Consider the following 14,874-nt stretch of genomic DNA (forward strand, 5'->3'; position numbering starts at 1 on the left):
GTGTGCTTGACCAAATTGCGCTTAGTCATAGCGCAGCATCCCGCCACGATAGCCGTCATAGTCGCTTCGGTACTGCTCGTGCAAGCCCATGCGACCAGCGGATAGAAAGCGAACTTTCTTTCTCCCAATTAACTCTTGTAATGCAGGCTTCATCGCGCGCATTAGTTGGGTCTTTCCGGCTCCGTTGGGTCCGAGGAGAATAGTGAGGCCGCTATGCAACACCAGGACATGTTCTACGGCGTCCTTTCCGGCTTGAACTTGCGCTCGGACTTCGAGAGGGAAGAAGTGCTTCGCTTCCAGATCTTCTTGCTCAGGTTGAGTGATGCCATCATTCATAGTCGCCGTCCTTGCAAGAGTTGGAGTTCGCAGTGCTTCGCTTGGTCAGTTACGGCTTCATTCGAAGACCGTCTAGACAGGGCATCGGGGCAACTATAGACCTCAGCGCATGTGCTGCCCCGAATCTTGCCCCCAGTTGCCCCGCGCGTTCAAGGAATGCTATGGGACGCGCCGGGAAAAGGAAATGTCGAAGTCCTTTATTTATAGGTATCTTCGTCCTTCTAGGCACGTCCGAGGACGCTTGCTTGGTGGAGGCGGGGGGAATCGCTTCCGACTATTTCAAGCGAGATGCTGGTGCGCATCCTTGCATTGCGCTTCACATTGCCTTCTGTGGCCAAGAAATGGTGATGCATCGTCTTAAGCTATCGATACCAGATAATTTATGCTGACGTGACCACCAACCGTGACATGGGCCGCATGCCGGACACTGGTCGTTGGTGGAAGACAAGCGCGGTCTGGCTACACCACGACAGCCGTGCGGTCCAGTTCGTCGAGCTGGCGCCTTCCGGGTCGGCCGCTTTTTAACCGCTCAATCTCCCCTCGCCGCTGATCGGGGGCCGCGAGGGCCAGGGGGCCGTCGTCGTGCCGCCGGGCTCCTGCTTGCGAGATATCCGGGTGGTCTACCGCGACGCCAGCACCTATTGGTGTTGGCCGCAGCACGGGCTTCGATCTGGACCCGGCCCAAGGCCTCCAGCGCGACGCCCCCCTCCAGCACCATCGGGCGAGACAGCCCAGTGATCACTTGGAAGTCCGAGGTGGACAGCGCGGTGTCACCCGCCAGGTCGTTCCGGTAACCCCGCCACCGGCGCCCGCCTCCCCGGACATGGCACCCGCTCCGGGGCCAGCTCCAGGGGAGCCGAATACCCTAGGCACTCTAACCGCGGTGGCGTTGTCGCCCGCAGCCACCGAATTCGCCACGGAGGCAGTACCCGCCAGCAAAAGCCTGGGCCACCTCATCAAGCTCCACATGGCCAACATCGCCCCGGGGTCCGAAGCGCGCCTCCCCGGCAACCCGGGACCGTGGATATGCTCTCGACCTGCTGCTCCAGACCGTCGGCGATCGCCCGATCCAGGAGCTCACTTCGGACGACGCCAGTGCGTTCGCTGATCTTCTGGCAGTCTGGCCAGCGCGCCGGCGGCACCTGCGCCAGCTCGATGGCCTGGATGCGCCCGCCGTGGCGGCGCGGGCCAAACGAGAGAAACTGCCACCCATCAGCCTGGGCACGCAGCGCAAGTATCTTGGCCACATCAACGCCCTTATGAACGCGGCGATCAAATCAGGCGATCTGGTTGAAAACCAATTCCGCTACGTCGACCTGGCCCTTTATTCGAAGGACGAGCACGGCCGGCGTCGGAAGAAAAAGGATAGTTTCCACCACGCCGATCTGGCCCAGATCTTCGCCCCGGAACACCTAGCCAAGCTCACCGCACCGCACAAATACTGGGCTCCGCTCATTGCCCATTTCACAGGCATGCGGGTCAATGAGATCGCCCAACTCTACGTCGAAGATGTGCGGTTGAATCCGTATCTCGATGACACGGGCCAAGAGTGGAACGTCCTGACGTTCGACATCGCCCCGGACCGCACCGGTCAGAGCGTCAAAACCGATTACGCGATTCGCCGCACGCCGTCCCGCGGGCCATTTTGGACCTTGGCTTCGACCGGTATCTGGCCGATGTCAGGGCGAGTGGTTCGGAGCTCGTGTTCCCCGGTCTGCGGTGGGCGGAGGGTGGCCCGGGCCAGGGGATCAGCGAGTGGTTCAATGGCACCCACTTGCGCAAGGGCTGTCAGATCACCAGCAAGCGCAAGACGCTTCATTGTTTTCGGCACAACCTGACGACCCTGATGGACCGCACCAAGGTGCCAGAGAGCATCATCTGCGCCATCAACGGTCATTCAACGGGGGACTCTATTGATCAACGAAACTACATTGCGGGCGGGACCGTCCTAGAGTGCCAACGGGTGCTCGATAGCCTGCCCTTCCCCGAGCTTCCGCTGAAGCCGCATGAGTCGGATCGGTTTGCTGGATACCTCACACACGCGGCCGCCGAGCGGGAGCGGGAAGCGCGCGAAAAGGTGGAAGGTAAGGAGTTCAAGGCGCGGAAGGGACCTCGTCCAGCGACTCAGCCAAATCTCGCGCTTCCCGCATAGCGAACCGCCGACTTTGTGGATACGATTATCTGTAGGAGGCCAACTGGCCGGGGACAGGGACAATCAGAGCTATGGCAACCGCAAAGAAAGCGACCGCCAAGCAATCGGCGGTTACTCGGACAAAGAAACCAAAAGGGCCAACCACTCCGCGGTTCGAACCGGTGAAGCTCGATGATCTATTTGTGGCTCTGGATGCCATCGCTTGGCTGGACAGCCCCAACATTACGCAGGTTGCCCAGTTTGCCGCTGTTGACCGGCGTGTAGCCGGAAAGCTATTGAAGAACGCATCCCAGATTGGCCTGGCGGAACAAGTCGGAGGAGGTTACGTCCTCTCCCTACCCTATCCATTCAAGGGTTCGAAGGAGCAAAAAGAGGCGGTTGTTAGAGAAGCCCTAGTCAAACACCCCCTTCTTGTCAGGGTTCGCCAGTTCATTCAACTAGGCGACAAGACCGAAGTGGCCTTGCGCAAAGCCGCCACCATGCTCGACATCATTCCGTTTTCCGCTAACGATTTCGCCCCACTCATGGCTTGGGCCCAAGCGCTCGGAGCGATGAAGGCCAACCTTATCGCAGAGGATCTGGTCGACGCAGCAGAGAAAGAAAAGGAAGAACGGCACACGGAGCATTCTGCCAAGCGCATCGCCTTCATCTCTCATAGCTCGCTTGACAAGCCATTCATTCGTCAACTCGCCGCCGATCTAACAGCCCGCGGCATCGACGTATGGCTAGACGAGCAACGCATACGTGTTGGCGATTCAATCCCTGAAAAGATCGCGCAAGGCTTGGCTGGATCCGACTACTTCCTCTTGGCCATCAGTGAAAACTCTGCCGAATCTGAGTGGGTGAGGAAAGAGCTAAATAACGCCTTGGTTAGTGAGGTCCAACGACGCAAGGTTCATATTCTCCCATTGAAGCTAGATGCCACCCCAGTCCCAGCGGTCATTGGGGATAAGAAATACGCGGACTTCTCAAAATCATACAAAAGCGGCCTCGAAGAGTTAGTTACGGCGATGAGGAATGACGCATGATCGACACCAAGAAAACCAACCGCGTGATGCCAAAAGGCGGACGTAAAGGTGGAACGATCTACCCTCGCATGAGCCTTCCTGATGCCGTAAAAAATGCCAGGAAACTGGTTTCAAAGACGCATACATCTCCACAGTCGGAAGCCGCCATATTTGCTGTTGTCGGAGCAAAAGGGCCGCAGGGTGGAATCAAGATGTCTGCGCTTAAGCAATATGGGTTCATGGAAGGCGATAAGACTTCGCATTTCTCAGCATCGGAGCTAGCTAAGAAAATCGAGTCGTCACCCGATGATGAACTACGCCCTTTTCTTCGTGAAGCCGCTTTGAAACCTCCTGTATTTAGGAAGATCTTTGACGTATTCCATGGAGATGAGGTTACCAAGGCAAACTTAAGCAAAGGGCCGCTGAGCTTAAAGTTCATCCTGAGGCGACCGATGACTGCGTGGAAACCTACCTATCCGCAATGACCATGGCGAACCTCGCTACGGTGAGCGGCGAAAAGGTCCTGCACATAAGTGAGGCTGAGCTGGCAGAGGGCGCTAAGCCGGATCCTCTACCTATTGAGAAAGGCAGGGAGTCATCGGTCGACGAACAGATTGACGAAACTGACGAGAACGAAGGTTCTGGTGACGGTGCCGACGGAGACCAGGAACCAACCGGAAAGGTCAAGGCAACTGCGGGTGCTACGCCGCGTGCCGTTTTTCATGTCAACGTGAGTTTGGATTCGAGTCTAGACACCGAGAAGCTTGAGAAGCAGTTGGCGCTCCTCAAACGATACGGAGCAATCTAGCGGATCACGGCCTTGGCCTTGGCCTTGGCCGCGGCACCGGGACCGGGACCGGGACCGGGACCGGCGGCAGATACGTCAACTGCTCGTCCAGTCGAACGGCGACCTGCTCGTTCCCTTGATCGAACGCCTCGGCCAGCGGGACCAGTTCGTCCCGCTGCTCCGGTGCCAGCGCCGCCACGAGGCACGGCAGGTAATCCGGCCCCAGCTCCACAGCTGCCGCATGAACCCAACCCCGAGCCGTAGCCAGGCGGCTTTGAATGGCCCCGACCTCGGCTTGGCGCTCGGACGCCTCGGCGGCTTACGGCCACTGGATTCCCTCCATTGCACCTAACGCTGGTAACAAGGTCGCAGTGCTTTGGATGCTGCCGGGTGCGAAGGGCCAAGACTCGCGGTAGCCTTATCGCCACAGGAGGGCATATGGATACCGAGAATGGCTATAGATGATCCTTCGTCTGTCGATGGCTTAGGGATCTCGCGGGCCGACGGTAAGGCAATCCTGACCATAGTCGACCACTTGGACTGGGTCTCTGAGCCCGATCACCTGCGGATGATTGAACGGAAGCTTGGAAACTACTTGGGGTTTATTCGTAGCGGACAGATTTACGATGCCCTCGCCGAATCACTTTATCGGCACGTACGCATTGAGCTGATCCATCAGTTTCTGCCCGATGATGAAGGAACGCGATTCCTGGAAGCCGCCAAACGGCAGCTTTCAGAGATAGGCGTTGAATTTACGTACTACGCCCTGCCGGGTGGTTATTGACTTGGCCGGGGATGGTTGGCGATCGGCCTGGGCGGACGGGTGGTCAGGCTGGTTAAAGGCCAGAGTAATGCCTTTGCGTTCTGCCCATTTTCCTGCCGCCGCGACGACACCTCACCACAAGGCAAAAAGGGGCCGGAATCATCCCAGCCCCTTCATCACTTCGACTCAGAAAAGGCGAGCTCTCGTCTAACAAGAGCCCGCAAACCCCTCACCGCTTAGGCAACGCATAAGCCACAACATAATTGCCCTTAGGCGTATGCATGAAGTGGTGCCCAGTAGCCGTGATCACCACGAACTCGCGACCATCCTGCTCATACACCATCGGCATCGCCTGGGCGCCAGCGGGCAGCGGGGCCGACCAGATGGTTTCGCCGGTGGTGATGTCGATCGCGCGGATCAGGTTGTCGGTGGCGGCGGCAATGAACACCAGGCCCGACTTCGTGATGACCGAGCCACCGTTGTTCGGCGTACCAATCTGGATCGGAAGGCCGGTGGGCATGCCGAACGGACCGTTTTCACGCGCGGTACCGAACGGGCGGTCCCACACGGTGCGGCCATCACGGATGTCGATGGCGCGGATGCCACCGTACGGCGGTTCCTTGCAGAGCATGCCGGTCGCCGGCACCTGCCAGCCTGCGTTGACATTGACGGCCACGGGGACGCCTTCCTGCGGGTCGCCTGCGCCTTCGGCCCTGGCTTCCTGCACCGGGTCGTTCAGCACGTCACGCGCCTTCCAGCCCAGCTTGTCGGCTTCCGCACGCGTCACCAGGCTCACGTAGTTCGGCATGTCGTTGTAGTTGGAGATGATCAGGCCACGTGCCGGATCGAACGCCACGCCACCCCAGTCGACGCCACCGTTGTAGCCCGGGTAGTCGATGATCGGGTGCTTGGTATCCGGCGGCGTGAACTTGCCGCGGTAGTCGGCTTCCGCGAACTGGATGCGGCAGAACAGCTGGTCGATGGGGGTCAGGCCCCACATGCTGGCCGGCGTGAGGTCCGGCTGCGCTACCGAGTTGAACTTCGAGAACGGCTGCGTCTTGCTGCGCGCGGCGGGCTCAAGGCCACCCTGCGGCACGGGACGCTCTTCCACCCCGAACAGCGACTTGCCGGTCTCGCGGTTAAGCACGTAGAACTCGCCATTCTTCGTCGGGAAGATGATGGCCGGCACCTTGGTGCCATCCTTCTGCGGGTAGTCCACCAGCGTGGGCGGCGAACCCGGGTCGTAATCCCACACGTCGTCGTGCGTGTTCTGGAACGACCAGCGCGGCAGGCCCGTCTCCACGTCAATAGCGGTGAGCGACGGCGAGTACTTCAGCTCGTCCGCGGTGCGGCTGCTGGAGTAGTAATCACCCGAGGCATTCGCCACCGGCAGGAACACCAGGCCCAGCTTGTTATCGCCGGTGAACGAGGTCCACACATCAGGCGACCCGCGCTTGTAGAGGTCATCACCGGTACGCGGGGCGGGATCGTTCGGCGCCGCCGCGTCCCATGCCCACTTCAGCTTGCCGGTCTTGACGTCGTACGCCTTGGTGACGCCGGCGGGACCAAAGGCACGCTGGCCATCGACCGTGGTGTGGCCGACGACAATGGTGTCGCGGATGACCATGGGCGGCGACGTGATCGCCACGTAGCCGTGGTAGACCTTGCCCATGTCGACCGTGAGGCTGACTTCGCCGTTCTGGCCGAAGTCCGTGCAGCGCTTGCCGGTAGCGGCATCGAGTTCAATGACGCGGGCATCGAGCGTGCCGACGATGATGCGACGGTCGCACATGGCGCCCGTGGCCGGGGCAACCGCAGCGGCGGTGCTGGTCGCAGCGGCCGGTGCATCGGTGCTGGCCGTGGCCGTACCGTGGTCCTCGTAGTAGCTCATCGAGCGGCACGATGGGGTGTACGGCACCGACTTCGGCGTGATGCCCGGGTCGAATTCCCACTTGTGCTCACCAGTGGCGGCGTCGAGCGCGACCACCTTGTTGAGGTAACCGCACACGTACACCATGTTGCCGATCTTCAGCGGGGTGTTCTGCACGCCCCAGCGCGTGTCGGTCGGCACATCGCCGACCTGCGCGGTCCAGGCGACCTGCAGGTCTTTCACGTTGGCGGGCGTGATCTGGGTCAGCGAGCTGTAACGCTGCGTGGCCTGGTTGCCACCGTAGGTGGGCCAGTCGGAACCGGGGATACCGCTTTCCGGGCTCGGGCCCGTGTCGGCGGCGAAGGGGTTATCACCCGGCTCCGGCACGTTGCTGGCCGCCGTGACGTGGTGCGGCACGAACGCCAGGGCGCCCGCGACCACGAAGGCCGCAATGAGCAACGCAGGGATGCCACGCGTGACAGCACGCGACAGGCGACCCTGGTGCAGGCTGGGCAGCAGGAACGAGAAGGCGATGGCGAAGATGAGGATCAGCGCGAAGCGCGGCACCCAACCCCAGTAATCCGCGCCCGATTCCCAGATCGTCCACAACAGCGTGAGGACGAACAGCACGCCGAACCACAGCGTGGCGCTGGTGCGGCGGCGGAACAGGCTGATCGAACTCGCGAGGCTCAACAGGCCGGCGATCGCGTAATACCAGTTACCACCCAGGGTGATGAGGCGAACGCCGCCAACCACCATGGCCAGGCCAAACAGGCCCAACACGAGGGCAAGCAAAAGCCTGCCCCCACGTGCGAGGGCACTCTCCGATGTACTCATTTATGGATCCTCGCTGAGGAATCGCCGCCGCTGGCGTCATCCCACGCCGAGCGTTGGCTGGTGCCAGCTGGGGCGGCGGATGCGTTGGCACTCGTCGTCGCCGTGCTGGCGATGGAAACCGGAGACCACCCCTTGTGGGCTCCAAGTCCGCGCAGGCGCCCCTGACCATGTGCCGCGTCTGCATAGCTATGCAAGGGTACGCCTGTGTCTGCTGCTGTGCAAGGAAATGCTAGGCTGGGCAATGTCCCGGACCCCGCCTAGCCCGCCAGGTGCCCATCGCGCCCAGCCATCTTCAACCGCCGTAGCCCGCCTGGCCGGAGTGTCCCAATCCACGGTATCGCGCGTGTTCAGTGCGGGTGGTGCCGCAGTATCCCCGGCCATTCGCGAAAAGGTGATGAAGGCCGCGGCCGAGCTCAACTACCGGCCCAACGCGTTGCCCGGCATTCTGCAAACCGGCCGCTCCGGCATCATCGCGGTCATTGTCGGCGGCTTCTACAACCCGTTCTTCACCGAGTTCCTGCGCTGCGTCACCGAGCTGCTGCGCGCGCGGAAACTCGAAATCATGCTGGTGGATACGCACAGCGATGCGAACATCGACGAGATCGTGGGTGAGCTGTCGCGCTACCGCATCGACGGCGTGATCAGCGCCATGGCCATCGGTTCCACGCGCGTGGTGCGTGCCCTGGAGAGCGTCGGGATTCCCATCGTTGCCGTGAATTCAAAGCGCGTGGGCAGCCTGCGTACGGTATCCACGGATAACCGCTCCGCGGGAGGTGTCGCGGCTGACCTGCTGATCGATGGCGGCTGCACGTCCATTGCGTACCTGGCGGGCCGCGAGAGCCAATCGCAGAGTGAGCGCGAGAAGGGTTTCCTGAAGCGCCTAAAAGAGCGCGGCATGCCGGAACCCGAGCGGCTGGTGGCGGGCTACAGCTATGACGAAGGTTATGCCGCCGCGGTGGCGCTGATGAGCTCGGGCAGCCGCCCGGATGGCCTGTTCTGCGTCAACGACCTCGTGGCCATCGGTGCGCTGGATGCGCTGCGCACGGAGTTTGGCCTGTCCGTGCCGAAGGATGTGCAGGTCATCGGCTTCGATGACATCCCCATGGCCGGCTGGCGCGCCTACGACATCACCACCTTCCACCAGGACATGCAGGCCCTGGCGGAAGGCAGCGTGGCGTTGCTGGCGGATGATCCGGCGAAGCTGACGATCACGATTCCGCCGACGCTGGTTCGGCGCGGGACTACGCGGCACTGAGGAATCGCCTAACCTCAATGAATTACCGAATCGCCTGAGTCGTCACGTGATCTTGTGACTCAGCGCATCGTGGCTATCGATAGCATCCGCCCGAATCGCACGAGACTGTGCACCTAAGGCGAGCTTCACTGACCGCCCGGCTGCTTGCCGCGTCAAGCGGCCTACTTCAGGTCAAGATCACTCTGCCTTTGCCGAGAAAAGACACCCTTCCAACCGAAGGTACGATAACGGGCGGTCGCCTTCACAAGTAGCGCCGTGCCGGCGACCGTAAGGAAAGCGTTCACGTATAACGGTGCCCATGGCGCCAGTACGAAGCACACGATGAGCAGCCACAGAATCCACGCTAGCCAGGGGTATATCTTTCCTGCGTGACGATGCGCGCGGTGGTCAGATTCGAAAGTCATTCTCACCACCTTTCCAGAGCATTCGTCGGTCGATACGCGAGGAATCTCCTACGCGTTGGGCAGATCCCACTCGTTGCTATGACGTCCTTACACCAGATCCCCGGAAGCCACATCAATGTCTATGTCGGCCTCCATCTCAGCAAGGAGTTTTATCAGGGAGATTGGGAGGTAGTATCCACCTCGTTCTTCGTTAGACCTTGACTTGTCGACGATCTGAACACTGACTTTCCCATGCCATGCACCCGGATCCGTCTGCTTCACCTGTTGGAGGATGCTTTCAACATCAGATCCAAGCCTATCGCGCGCAGAGGGATGATCGATGCTAGTCCAGTACGTTGGTGGATAGTCGTCGAGTAACGGCGGTCCTGAATGCCGTCTGGTCCGAACTTCACCTAAGGGGGCGTGTGCGTGCTGCGCGTATGAGTAAGCATCGAAGCCGTGCCCGTGGAGGGTCACCCAGAAGAATAGGTTGTGCGCATTCGGCATATCCAGCTTCTCTCTTGTTGAGCTTGATCGGCTCTGGTCAATTTTCGAGGCACTGCTTACTGTGTCGTCACCATCGCGCCAAGGTGTTGATAGCGGGCCCTGGCTGGCCGTACTTTCCGACGCCCTTCAAATTCCGATAGGCCCATTCGAAGATCAGAAAAGGCGTGTACCCGCATGGACCAGGCCCCGGGTAGCATGGTGCCACATCTGGCGCCAGTCTTGATCGAGCAAGACCCGTCATTTCAGCAATCCCGCTCCCGAAGGGAGAGCAATCACTTCGCTTCAATGAACTGCCGAATCGCTTTCGTGGTGACAGCAGGCGCCTCTTCCATCAACCAGTGCCCAGCGCCAGGCACAACCAACTCAGTCACGTTGGTCGCCGCATTCCGCATCACAATCGCCTCATTCGCCCCAAACGACTTCTCGCCACCGATAGCGAGCACAGGCATCGTGAGCTTGTGATTCGGTGCATCCTGGTTATCAACCGCGTCGGTGCGAATGGCACGAAACTGCGAAAAGGCCGAATGCATGGCACCAGGCCGTGCATAGATAGCGGCGTAATGGCTACGCGTACCCTCATCGATCTTCGACGGCGTACCCGCGAATTCATTCCAGAACCGATCCAGGTAGATCCGCTCACGCCCGGCCACCAGGCGCTCCATATCCGGGCCACCAAAGTCGAAGTGCCAAAGCAGCGGGCTGCGCACGATCTGGTCCCACGGCGGAATGCCCGGGACAGGCGCATCCATCACGACAAGCTTCACCGTCTTGTCCGGGTAACGTGCGGCATAGGCGTAGGCGACCATCGTGCCGATGTCGTGGCCGACGACAACGGACTTGTCGATACCGAGCTTGGAGAGCACGGCGCGCATATCGGCCGCCTGGGTCTTCTTGTCGTAACCGCCCTCGGGGTGGGAGGACAGGCCCATGCCGCGCAGATCGGGGATGACCACGGTGTGGTCGCGAACAAGGTCCGTAGCCAGCGGGCCCCACATATCGCCGGTGTCGCCGAAGCCGTGCAGCAGAATGACCGCCGGACCGGTGCCGCCTACGCGCACGTGGATAGTCGCCCCATCGGTGGCGATGTCCTGGGTGTGGAAGGTGGCCGGCAGCGGCGTGATATCGGCCACGGCGGGCGAACTCAGGGCGGCCAGTAGCGCACCTGTGACAAGGAACTTCGAAACCGACGCCCAAACGCTCATACGTGCCATGCCGAACACTCCCGTGATGAAGGCGGCAACGGGCCGCCCGAGTAAACAGGTTGCGACTTCGGACTACGAAAGACGTACACGGCCACGCATGGAGACGTTCGAAGGCCTCGAATGTCTTTACAGGCAGGCTTTTCCCCAACCCCGCAAGGCCCCTCGCCCGTAAAAGCCAATACCCGGGGCGGGGTCGATGTAAGGAGGGGCGAGCATAGCTGTCAAAGCTAGTAATTGCCTACCCTGCCCGGCGCCCTACCTGCAAAGGCCCATCCGGTTAGGCCAGGGCTGCCGCCTGCCTCTGCTCCCACGTCCATTTCGCATGGGCCTGCCCCACCTGTTCCACACCTGCCTGGGTCATCGCTGCAATCGCCTCAAGTGACAAACCCAGCTGCTTCGAATCGAGGCCTTCCGCCTCATGCACAAGATCGGCCAGCATCGCGGTAACACCACGCGAATACTGCAACCACGCAATCGCCTGGTTCAGCAGATCATTCACCGAAGGCTCTGAGCTGTCGGCACGTTCGTTCCGCTCATTCATTAGGTAGTTCCTATACCGCCACCACGCGACCTAACGTGGCACGACAGTCAACACGACCTGCCATGCCACGGACCATACGATCGCGGGTTCACCGGCCGCCCTATCCGGGCGCCGGGTGGCTTGATTGACGAAGTAGAGAGCGGCGACGACCGTCCGTGAGGCGTACCAGGCGCAATGCCTGCCTCATTCGATCAAGAATTGCCTCAAAGAAAGGTGCCGCTGCGGTTCTTCAACCGTGCCTGCGGCTTATGCAGGCGGCCCGTTACCGGTTGAGGTGTCGCCGGGGGGATTCGGCGGGCGTGCGGGTGCCGTATGATCAAGGGTAGCCATAATCAACTCTTTGTCAGTTGGTTTGGTTAGCGGGCCAGGTGTGTTGACGCACATCTGGCTCGCGACTCTCACCGCATCAAGCGGTGGTTGCTTGCGTGGCGGGGGTGAAGCGCACGCAGGCAACGAAGCGACCGTAACAAATCACATGTGCGTTGTCTTTAGGACAAATCGTGTTCTATGGTCGCATCGATGTGCGAATACGGAGATCCCGGCGCAGTCGCGCCAGCGTGATCTGACGCTCCATCAAAACGAGGGACTGTCCATGCGCCTGAGCATCGTTGTTTCCGTTCTACTCTCGCTTTCACCGACGGCCGCATGGTCAGCCGAAGGCAAACCCCCGATCATCGATGGCCTTACCACGCACAGGGATGTAGACACGTACGTCGCGTGCGTCACGCAAGGCTATGCAAAGCAGTGGCCGGGCACGCATGCCGCGACGTATCCCAGCGGCCGGCAGATCCTTATCGCGCCTGACGACCAGGCGAATGCGCTGGCCGAAATGAGCGTAGCCAATCGTAACGGAGGTGAGAGCCTGGTAACGCTCCGCGCATCCGGACTTTCGTTGAGAACACAGCGTGATATGGCTGGTGTGATGAAGCAGTGTCGGTAAGCCATGGTAGGAGGCTACCGCGCGTAGCGCTCCGTGCCGGTTTTCTTGCGGGTGGCGACACCGTGGCGTGGCACTGGGCTCCACCCGCAATCGGCAACGCCCGCATCGAGCTACGCGGGTGTGGCGAGCAAGGTGATCTGAACACTCGCAGGTCCCCCGGCGGGACAACCTTGACCCGTCGCTGACCTTTCTCGCATACTACGGCCACACCCCCGTCGGTCTCGGTCGCCGGGTCGCACGCCACCCCCTCGAGGGTGGCGTTGCCTTTTCTAAGGAATGGAAATGAGGACGGCCGTTTACGTTGACGGGTTCAACCTGTTTCACCGGCTGCTTGATGGACGCCAAGGCGTGAAGTGGCTGGACCTGTTTGCGCTTTCCCGAGCGGCGCTTCGAAACGACCATAGCGTGACGATGCTCCGCTACTTCACGGCGCGTGTCGCCGATACCCCCGCAGACCCCAATAAGGCAAGCCGCCAGGATGTGTATCTCCGAGCGCTGGCGGCCAGTGGTGTGTCCATTCACTTCGGCACATTCCGGCAGCGCGAAAAGCGGATGCGGCTCGCAGTGCCAGGTGACGCGCGGGATCCTTACGTTCGCGTTATCTCCCGCGAGGAGAAGGGTTCAGACGTCAATTTGGCTGTCCACATGCTGCATGACGCATGGAATGATGCGTACGACTGCGCCGTGGTTCTGTCGAACGATTCTGACCTTGCAGAGGCGCTTCGACTTGTCCGCGATATGGGTAAGGTCGTCGGCGTTCTCTGTCCGGCCAAGGACCCTGTAGTCGAACTCGAAAAGAATGCGCATTTCGTCCGCCCAGTCCGACTAGCTCACCTCACGCACTCGCAGTTCCCTACGCATATCATTGACGATCTCGGCACCGCAATCTCTTGCCCGGCCAAGTGGCTAGACGCTGACCTATAGCGGGCGCGCGTTGGCACACAGCCCCGGACGGGCTACGCGAAGCCGGCTCGACAACTGTCCTGCTCGGCTTGGCGGCCGCGAAAACGTCATCCCTTGGGAACATTCGTGCGTATCTGAACACGGTCGCAGCTAACCCGCTACCGATCGGCGCCACCATACGCTGCGCGAGGCCGCGCCCTAGCTCAGTTCTGTGCAAAGTAGACGCAACAGGGCTTGACGGACAGATCTCGACGTACATACTTCCGCTCGACGCAAAGCGCGTCAAGGAAGACCCGGCTGCCCTGCAGGTGACATATAAGAGAGGCTAGACCTCCACCTGCTTGGCGGCCAACTTTGTGCCCAGGAGGGGCCACATGCTGTCCTACTCGATCATGCTTGACGGCGGATTCGTCAAGCGGAAGGCGCCGCCTCGTAATGCGTCTCAGCGCGCCGCAGCCTCTCGCGGGTAACACCGAGGTGAAGGCCTTTCGCAAAACTATGAACACCAAGGCCACACGCCGCTCACGACGGTAGATGCCTCCTAGGCCCCTGCACCGAAGAGGCCAGACCCATGCCCGATAGAAAGACCACCGCCAGGGCCGCCAGAGACAGACGCGAAGGCAAGTCCGCTTCCACCCAGGCCGGCGAGTACGTGCGCGAGGAGATCGAGCACATCCGCGAAGGCAAACATGGCGCCCGCTCGGCGAAGCAGGCCATTGCCATTGGCCTGTCGAAAGCCCGCCGTGCCGGTGTGAAGGCAACGCCCTCGAAGACGGCAAGCGCGGCCACCAAGAAGAAGGCCGCGCAGGATACGAAGGCAGCGAAGAAGCGTTCGGCCGGCACCGCCACCAAGAAATCGGTGGCGCGCAAACGCGCCTCCACCAAGGCGCTTAAGCGCGAGGGCACGGCAGCCGCATCGAAGCGTGCGGTATCGACGCAGGCACGCAAGAGCGCCGCCAAGCGCACGTCAGCGAGCAAATCCGCGGCGGCCAAGAAGGCTGCCCACACCAAGGGCGCAGCAGGTCGCAAGGCAGCGGCAACGAAGGCGGCCCGCACGCGGGCGAAGAAGGCCGGATAACCCCATGCTGCAACTCAATCCCCCGTTACCCCTGAACACGCCCAAGGGCGAGGGCTTCGCTCATTTCCTGATTGATTATGGCCCCGAGTCCGACCTCTACTGGACGGTCTTCATCACGGAGACGGGCGAGATCTGGACCTTCTCCAATCGCGAGGTGCGTGCCTCGAAGAACATCACGCTGGGCCGGACATCACCCTCGCAGCCGAGGCCCGCGCCACGTCGGCATAACGGGGCAGGTGAGCCTCGTGAGCGATCGGTGATTACTCTCGGCGGGAAGGATGCCCCCTGAACTGGGCGATGGAGCCATATCCCT

14 protein-coding genes are annotated in these 14,874 nt (G+C 61.0%); 10 read left to right on the forward strand and 4 right to left on the reverse strand.

Annotation, left to right across the window (positions count from 1 at the left end; all coding sequences use genetic code 11):
• Positions 1 to 21 precede the first annotated feature (21 nt).
• A complete protein-coding gene (locus L2Y97_RS21230; RefSeq protein ID WP_247430691.1) occupies positions 22 to 336 on the reverse strand; it encodes an AAA family ATPase in 315 nt (104 codons plus the stop codon).
• Positions 337 to 1,511: 1,175 nt separating this feature from the next.
• Here L2Y97_RS21230 and L2Y97_RS21235 point away from each other — a divergent pair.
• The 5 genes from L2Y97_RS21235 to L2Y97_RS21255 all read left to right on the forward strand — a co-directional run bounded on the left by L2Y97_RS21235 (position 1,512) and on the right by L2Y97_RS21255 (position 5,066).
• A complete protein-coding gene (locus tag L2Y97_RS21235; protein WP_247430694.1) occupies positions 1,512 to 2,174 on the forward strand; it encodes a site-specific integrase in 663 nt (220 codons plus the stop codon).
• A 385-nt stretch (positions 2,175 to 2,559) separates the two neighbouring features.
• Entirely contained in the window at positions 2,560 to 3,516 is a 957-nt protein-coding gene (locus tag L2Y97_RS21240) for a toll/interleukin-1 receptor domain-containing protein (RefSeq protein ID WP_247430697.1), read from the forward strand.
• Positions 3,513 to 3,980 (forward strand): hypothetical protein, encoded by a 468-nt coding sequence (locus tag L2Y97_RS21245; RefSeq protein ID WP_247430700.1) that lies wholly within the window; start codon positions 3,513 to 3,515, stop codon positions 3,978 to 3,980. Before L2Y97_RS21240 ends, L2Y97_RS21245 begins: the two co-directional genes overlap by 4 nt.
• A 2-nt stretch (positions 3,981 to 3,982) precedes the next feature.
• The gene (locus L2Y97_RS21250; protein WP_247430702.1) at positions 3,983 to 4,303 is read left to right on the forward strand and encodes a hypothetical protein; all 321 of its coding nucleotides are present in this window, start codon (positions 3,983 to 3,985) and stop codon (positions 4,301 to 4,303) included.
• Positions 4,304 to 4,733: 430 nt separating this feature from the next.
• Positions 4,734 to 5,066: a DUF6572 domain-containing protein gene (locus tag L2Y97_RS21255; RefSeq protein ID WP_247430705.1), complete on the forward strand. Its 333-nt coding sequence runs from the start codon at positions 4,734 to 4,736 to the stop codon at positions 5,064 to 5,066.
• Between the two features lie 208 nt (positions 5,067 to 5,274).
• Here L2Y97_RS21255 and L2Y97_RS21260 read toward each other — a convergent pair whose 3' ends face one another.
• On the reverse strand, positions 5,275 to 7,752 hold the full coding sequence (locus L2Y97_RS21260) for a membrane-bound PQQ-dependent dehydrogenase, glucose/quinate/shikimate family (protein ID WP_247430708.1): 2,478 nt from the start codon (positions 7,750 to 7,752) through the stop codon (positions 5,275 to 5,277).
• A gap of 319 nt (positions 7,753 to 8,071) precedes the next feature.
• Here L2Y97_RS21260 and L2Y97_RS21265 point away from each other — a divergent pair, with 319 nt between their 5' ends.
• Positions 8,072 to 9,007: a LacI family DNA-binding transcriptional regulator gene (locus L2Y97_RS21265; RefSeq protein ID WP_247430711.1), complete on the forward strand. Its 936-nt coding sequence runs from the start codon at positions 8,072 to 8,074 to the stop codon at positions 9,005 to 9,007.
• 1,162 nt (positions 9,008 to 10,169) lie between these two features.
• Here the strand turns inward: L2Y97_RS21265 and L2Y97_RS21270 are convergent.
• Positions 10,170 to 11,108: an alpha/beta fold hydrolase gene (locus L2Y97_RS21270; protein ID WP_247430714.1), complete on the reverse strand. Its 939-nt coding sequence runs from the start codon at positions 11,106 to 11,108 to the stop codon at positions 10,170 to 10,172.
• A 268-nt stretch (positions 11,109 to 11,376) separates the two neighbouring features.
• Entirely contained in the window at positions 11,377 to 11,640 is a 264-nt protein-coding gene (locus tag L2Y97_RS21275; RefSeq protein WP_247430716.1) for a hypothetical protein, read from the reverse strand.
• Positions 11,641 to 12,232: 592 nt separating this feature from the next.
• Between L2Y97_RS21275 and L2Y97_RS21280 the strand changes: the two genes are divergently transcribed.
• The 4 genes from L2Y97_RS21280 (at position 12,233) to L2Y97_RS21295 (ending at position 14,850) form a co-directional block, all read left to right on the forward strand.
• Positions 12,233 to 12,580, forward strand: coding sequence for a hypothetical protein (locus L2Y97_RS21280; RefSeq protein WP_247430719.1), 348 nt, complete (start codon positions 12,233 to 12,235; stop codon positions 12,578 to 12,580).
• A 282-nt stretch (positions 12,581 to 12,862) separates the two neighbouring features.
• Complete coding sequence (locus L2Y97_RS21285) at positions 12,863 to 13,504, forward strand: NYN domain-containing protein (RefSeq protein ID WP_247430721.1); 642 nt, start codon at positions 12,863 to 12,865, stop codon at positions 13,502 to 13,504.
• A gap of 550 nt (positions 13,505 to 14,054) precedes the next feature.
• Positions 14,055 to 14,561 (forward strand): DUF6496 domain-containing protein, encoded by a 507-nt coding sequence (locus L2Y97_RS21290; protein WP_247430724.1) that lies wholly within the window; start codon positions 14,055 to 14,057, stop codon positions 14,559 to 14,561.
• 4 nt (positions 14,562 to 14,565) lie between these two features.
• Positions 14,566 to 14,850 (forward strand): hypothetical protein, encoded by a 285-nt coding sequence (locus L2Y97_RS21295; protein ID WP_247430726.1) that lies wholly within the window; start codon positions 14,566 to 14,568, stop codon positions 14,848 to 14,850.
• Positions 14,851 to 14,874: the final 24 nt, after the last annotated feature.

This window comes from Luteibacter aegosomatissinici (assembly GCF_023078495.1).
Classification (GTDB): Bacteria; Pseudomonadota; Gammaproteobacteria; order Xanthomonadales; family Rhodanobacteraceae; genus Luteibacter; species Luteibacter aegosomatissinici.

Bases quoted from the DNA above. Each gene is read 5' to 3' on its own strand.
- L2Y97_RS21230 (WP_247430691.1), bottom strand. From the start codon at position 336: ATGAATGATGGCATCACTCAACCTGAGCAAGAAGATCTGGAAGCGAAG.
- L2Y97_RS21240 (WP_247430697.1), top strand. From the start codon at position 2,560: ATGGCAACCGCAAAGAAAGCGACCGCCAAGCAATCGGCGGTTACTCGG.
- L2Y97_RS21245 (WP_247430700.1), top strand. From the start codon at position 3,513: ATGATCGACACCAAGAAAACCAACCGCGTGATGCCAAAAGGCGGACGT.
- L2Y97_RS21250 (WP_247430702.1), top strand. From the start codon at position 3,983: ATGGCGAACCTCGCTACGGTGAGCGGCGAAAAGGTCCTGCACATAAGT.
- L2Y97_RS21255 (WP_247430705.1), top strand. From the start codon at position 4,734: ATGGCTATAGATGATCCTTCGTCTGTCGATGGCTTAGGGATCTCGCGG.
- L2Y97_RS21260 (WP_247430708.1), bottom strand. From the start codon at position 7,752: ATGAGTACATCGGAGAGTGCCCTCGCACGTGGGGGCAGGCTTTTGCTT.
- L2Y97_RS21270 (WP_247430714.1), bottom strand. From the start codon at position 11,108: ATGGCACGTATGAGCGTTTGGGCGTCGGTTTCGAAGTTCCTTGTCACA.
- L2Y97_RS21275 (WP_247430716.1), bottom strand. From the start codon at position 11,640: ATGAATGAGCGGAACGAACGTGCCGACAGCTCAGAGCCTTCGGTGAAT.
- L2Y97_RS21280 (WP_247430719.1), top strand. From the start codon at position 12,233: ATGCGCCTGAGCATCGTTGTTTCCGTTCTACTCTCGCTTTCACCGACG.
- L2Y97_RS21285 (WP_247430721.1), top strand. From the start codon at position 12,863: ATGAGGACGGCCGTTTACGTTGACGGGTTCAACCTGTTTCACCGGCTG.
- L2Y97_RS21290 (WP_247430724.1), top strand. From the start codon at position 14,055: ATGCCCGATAGAAAGACCACCGCCAGGGCCGCCAGAGACAGACGCGAA.
- L2Y97_RS21295 (WP_247430726.1), top strand. From the start codon at position 14,566: ATGCTGCAACTCAATCCCCCGTTACCCCTGAACACGCCCAAGGGCGAG.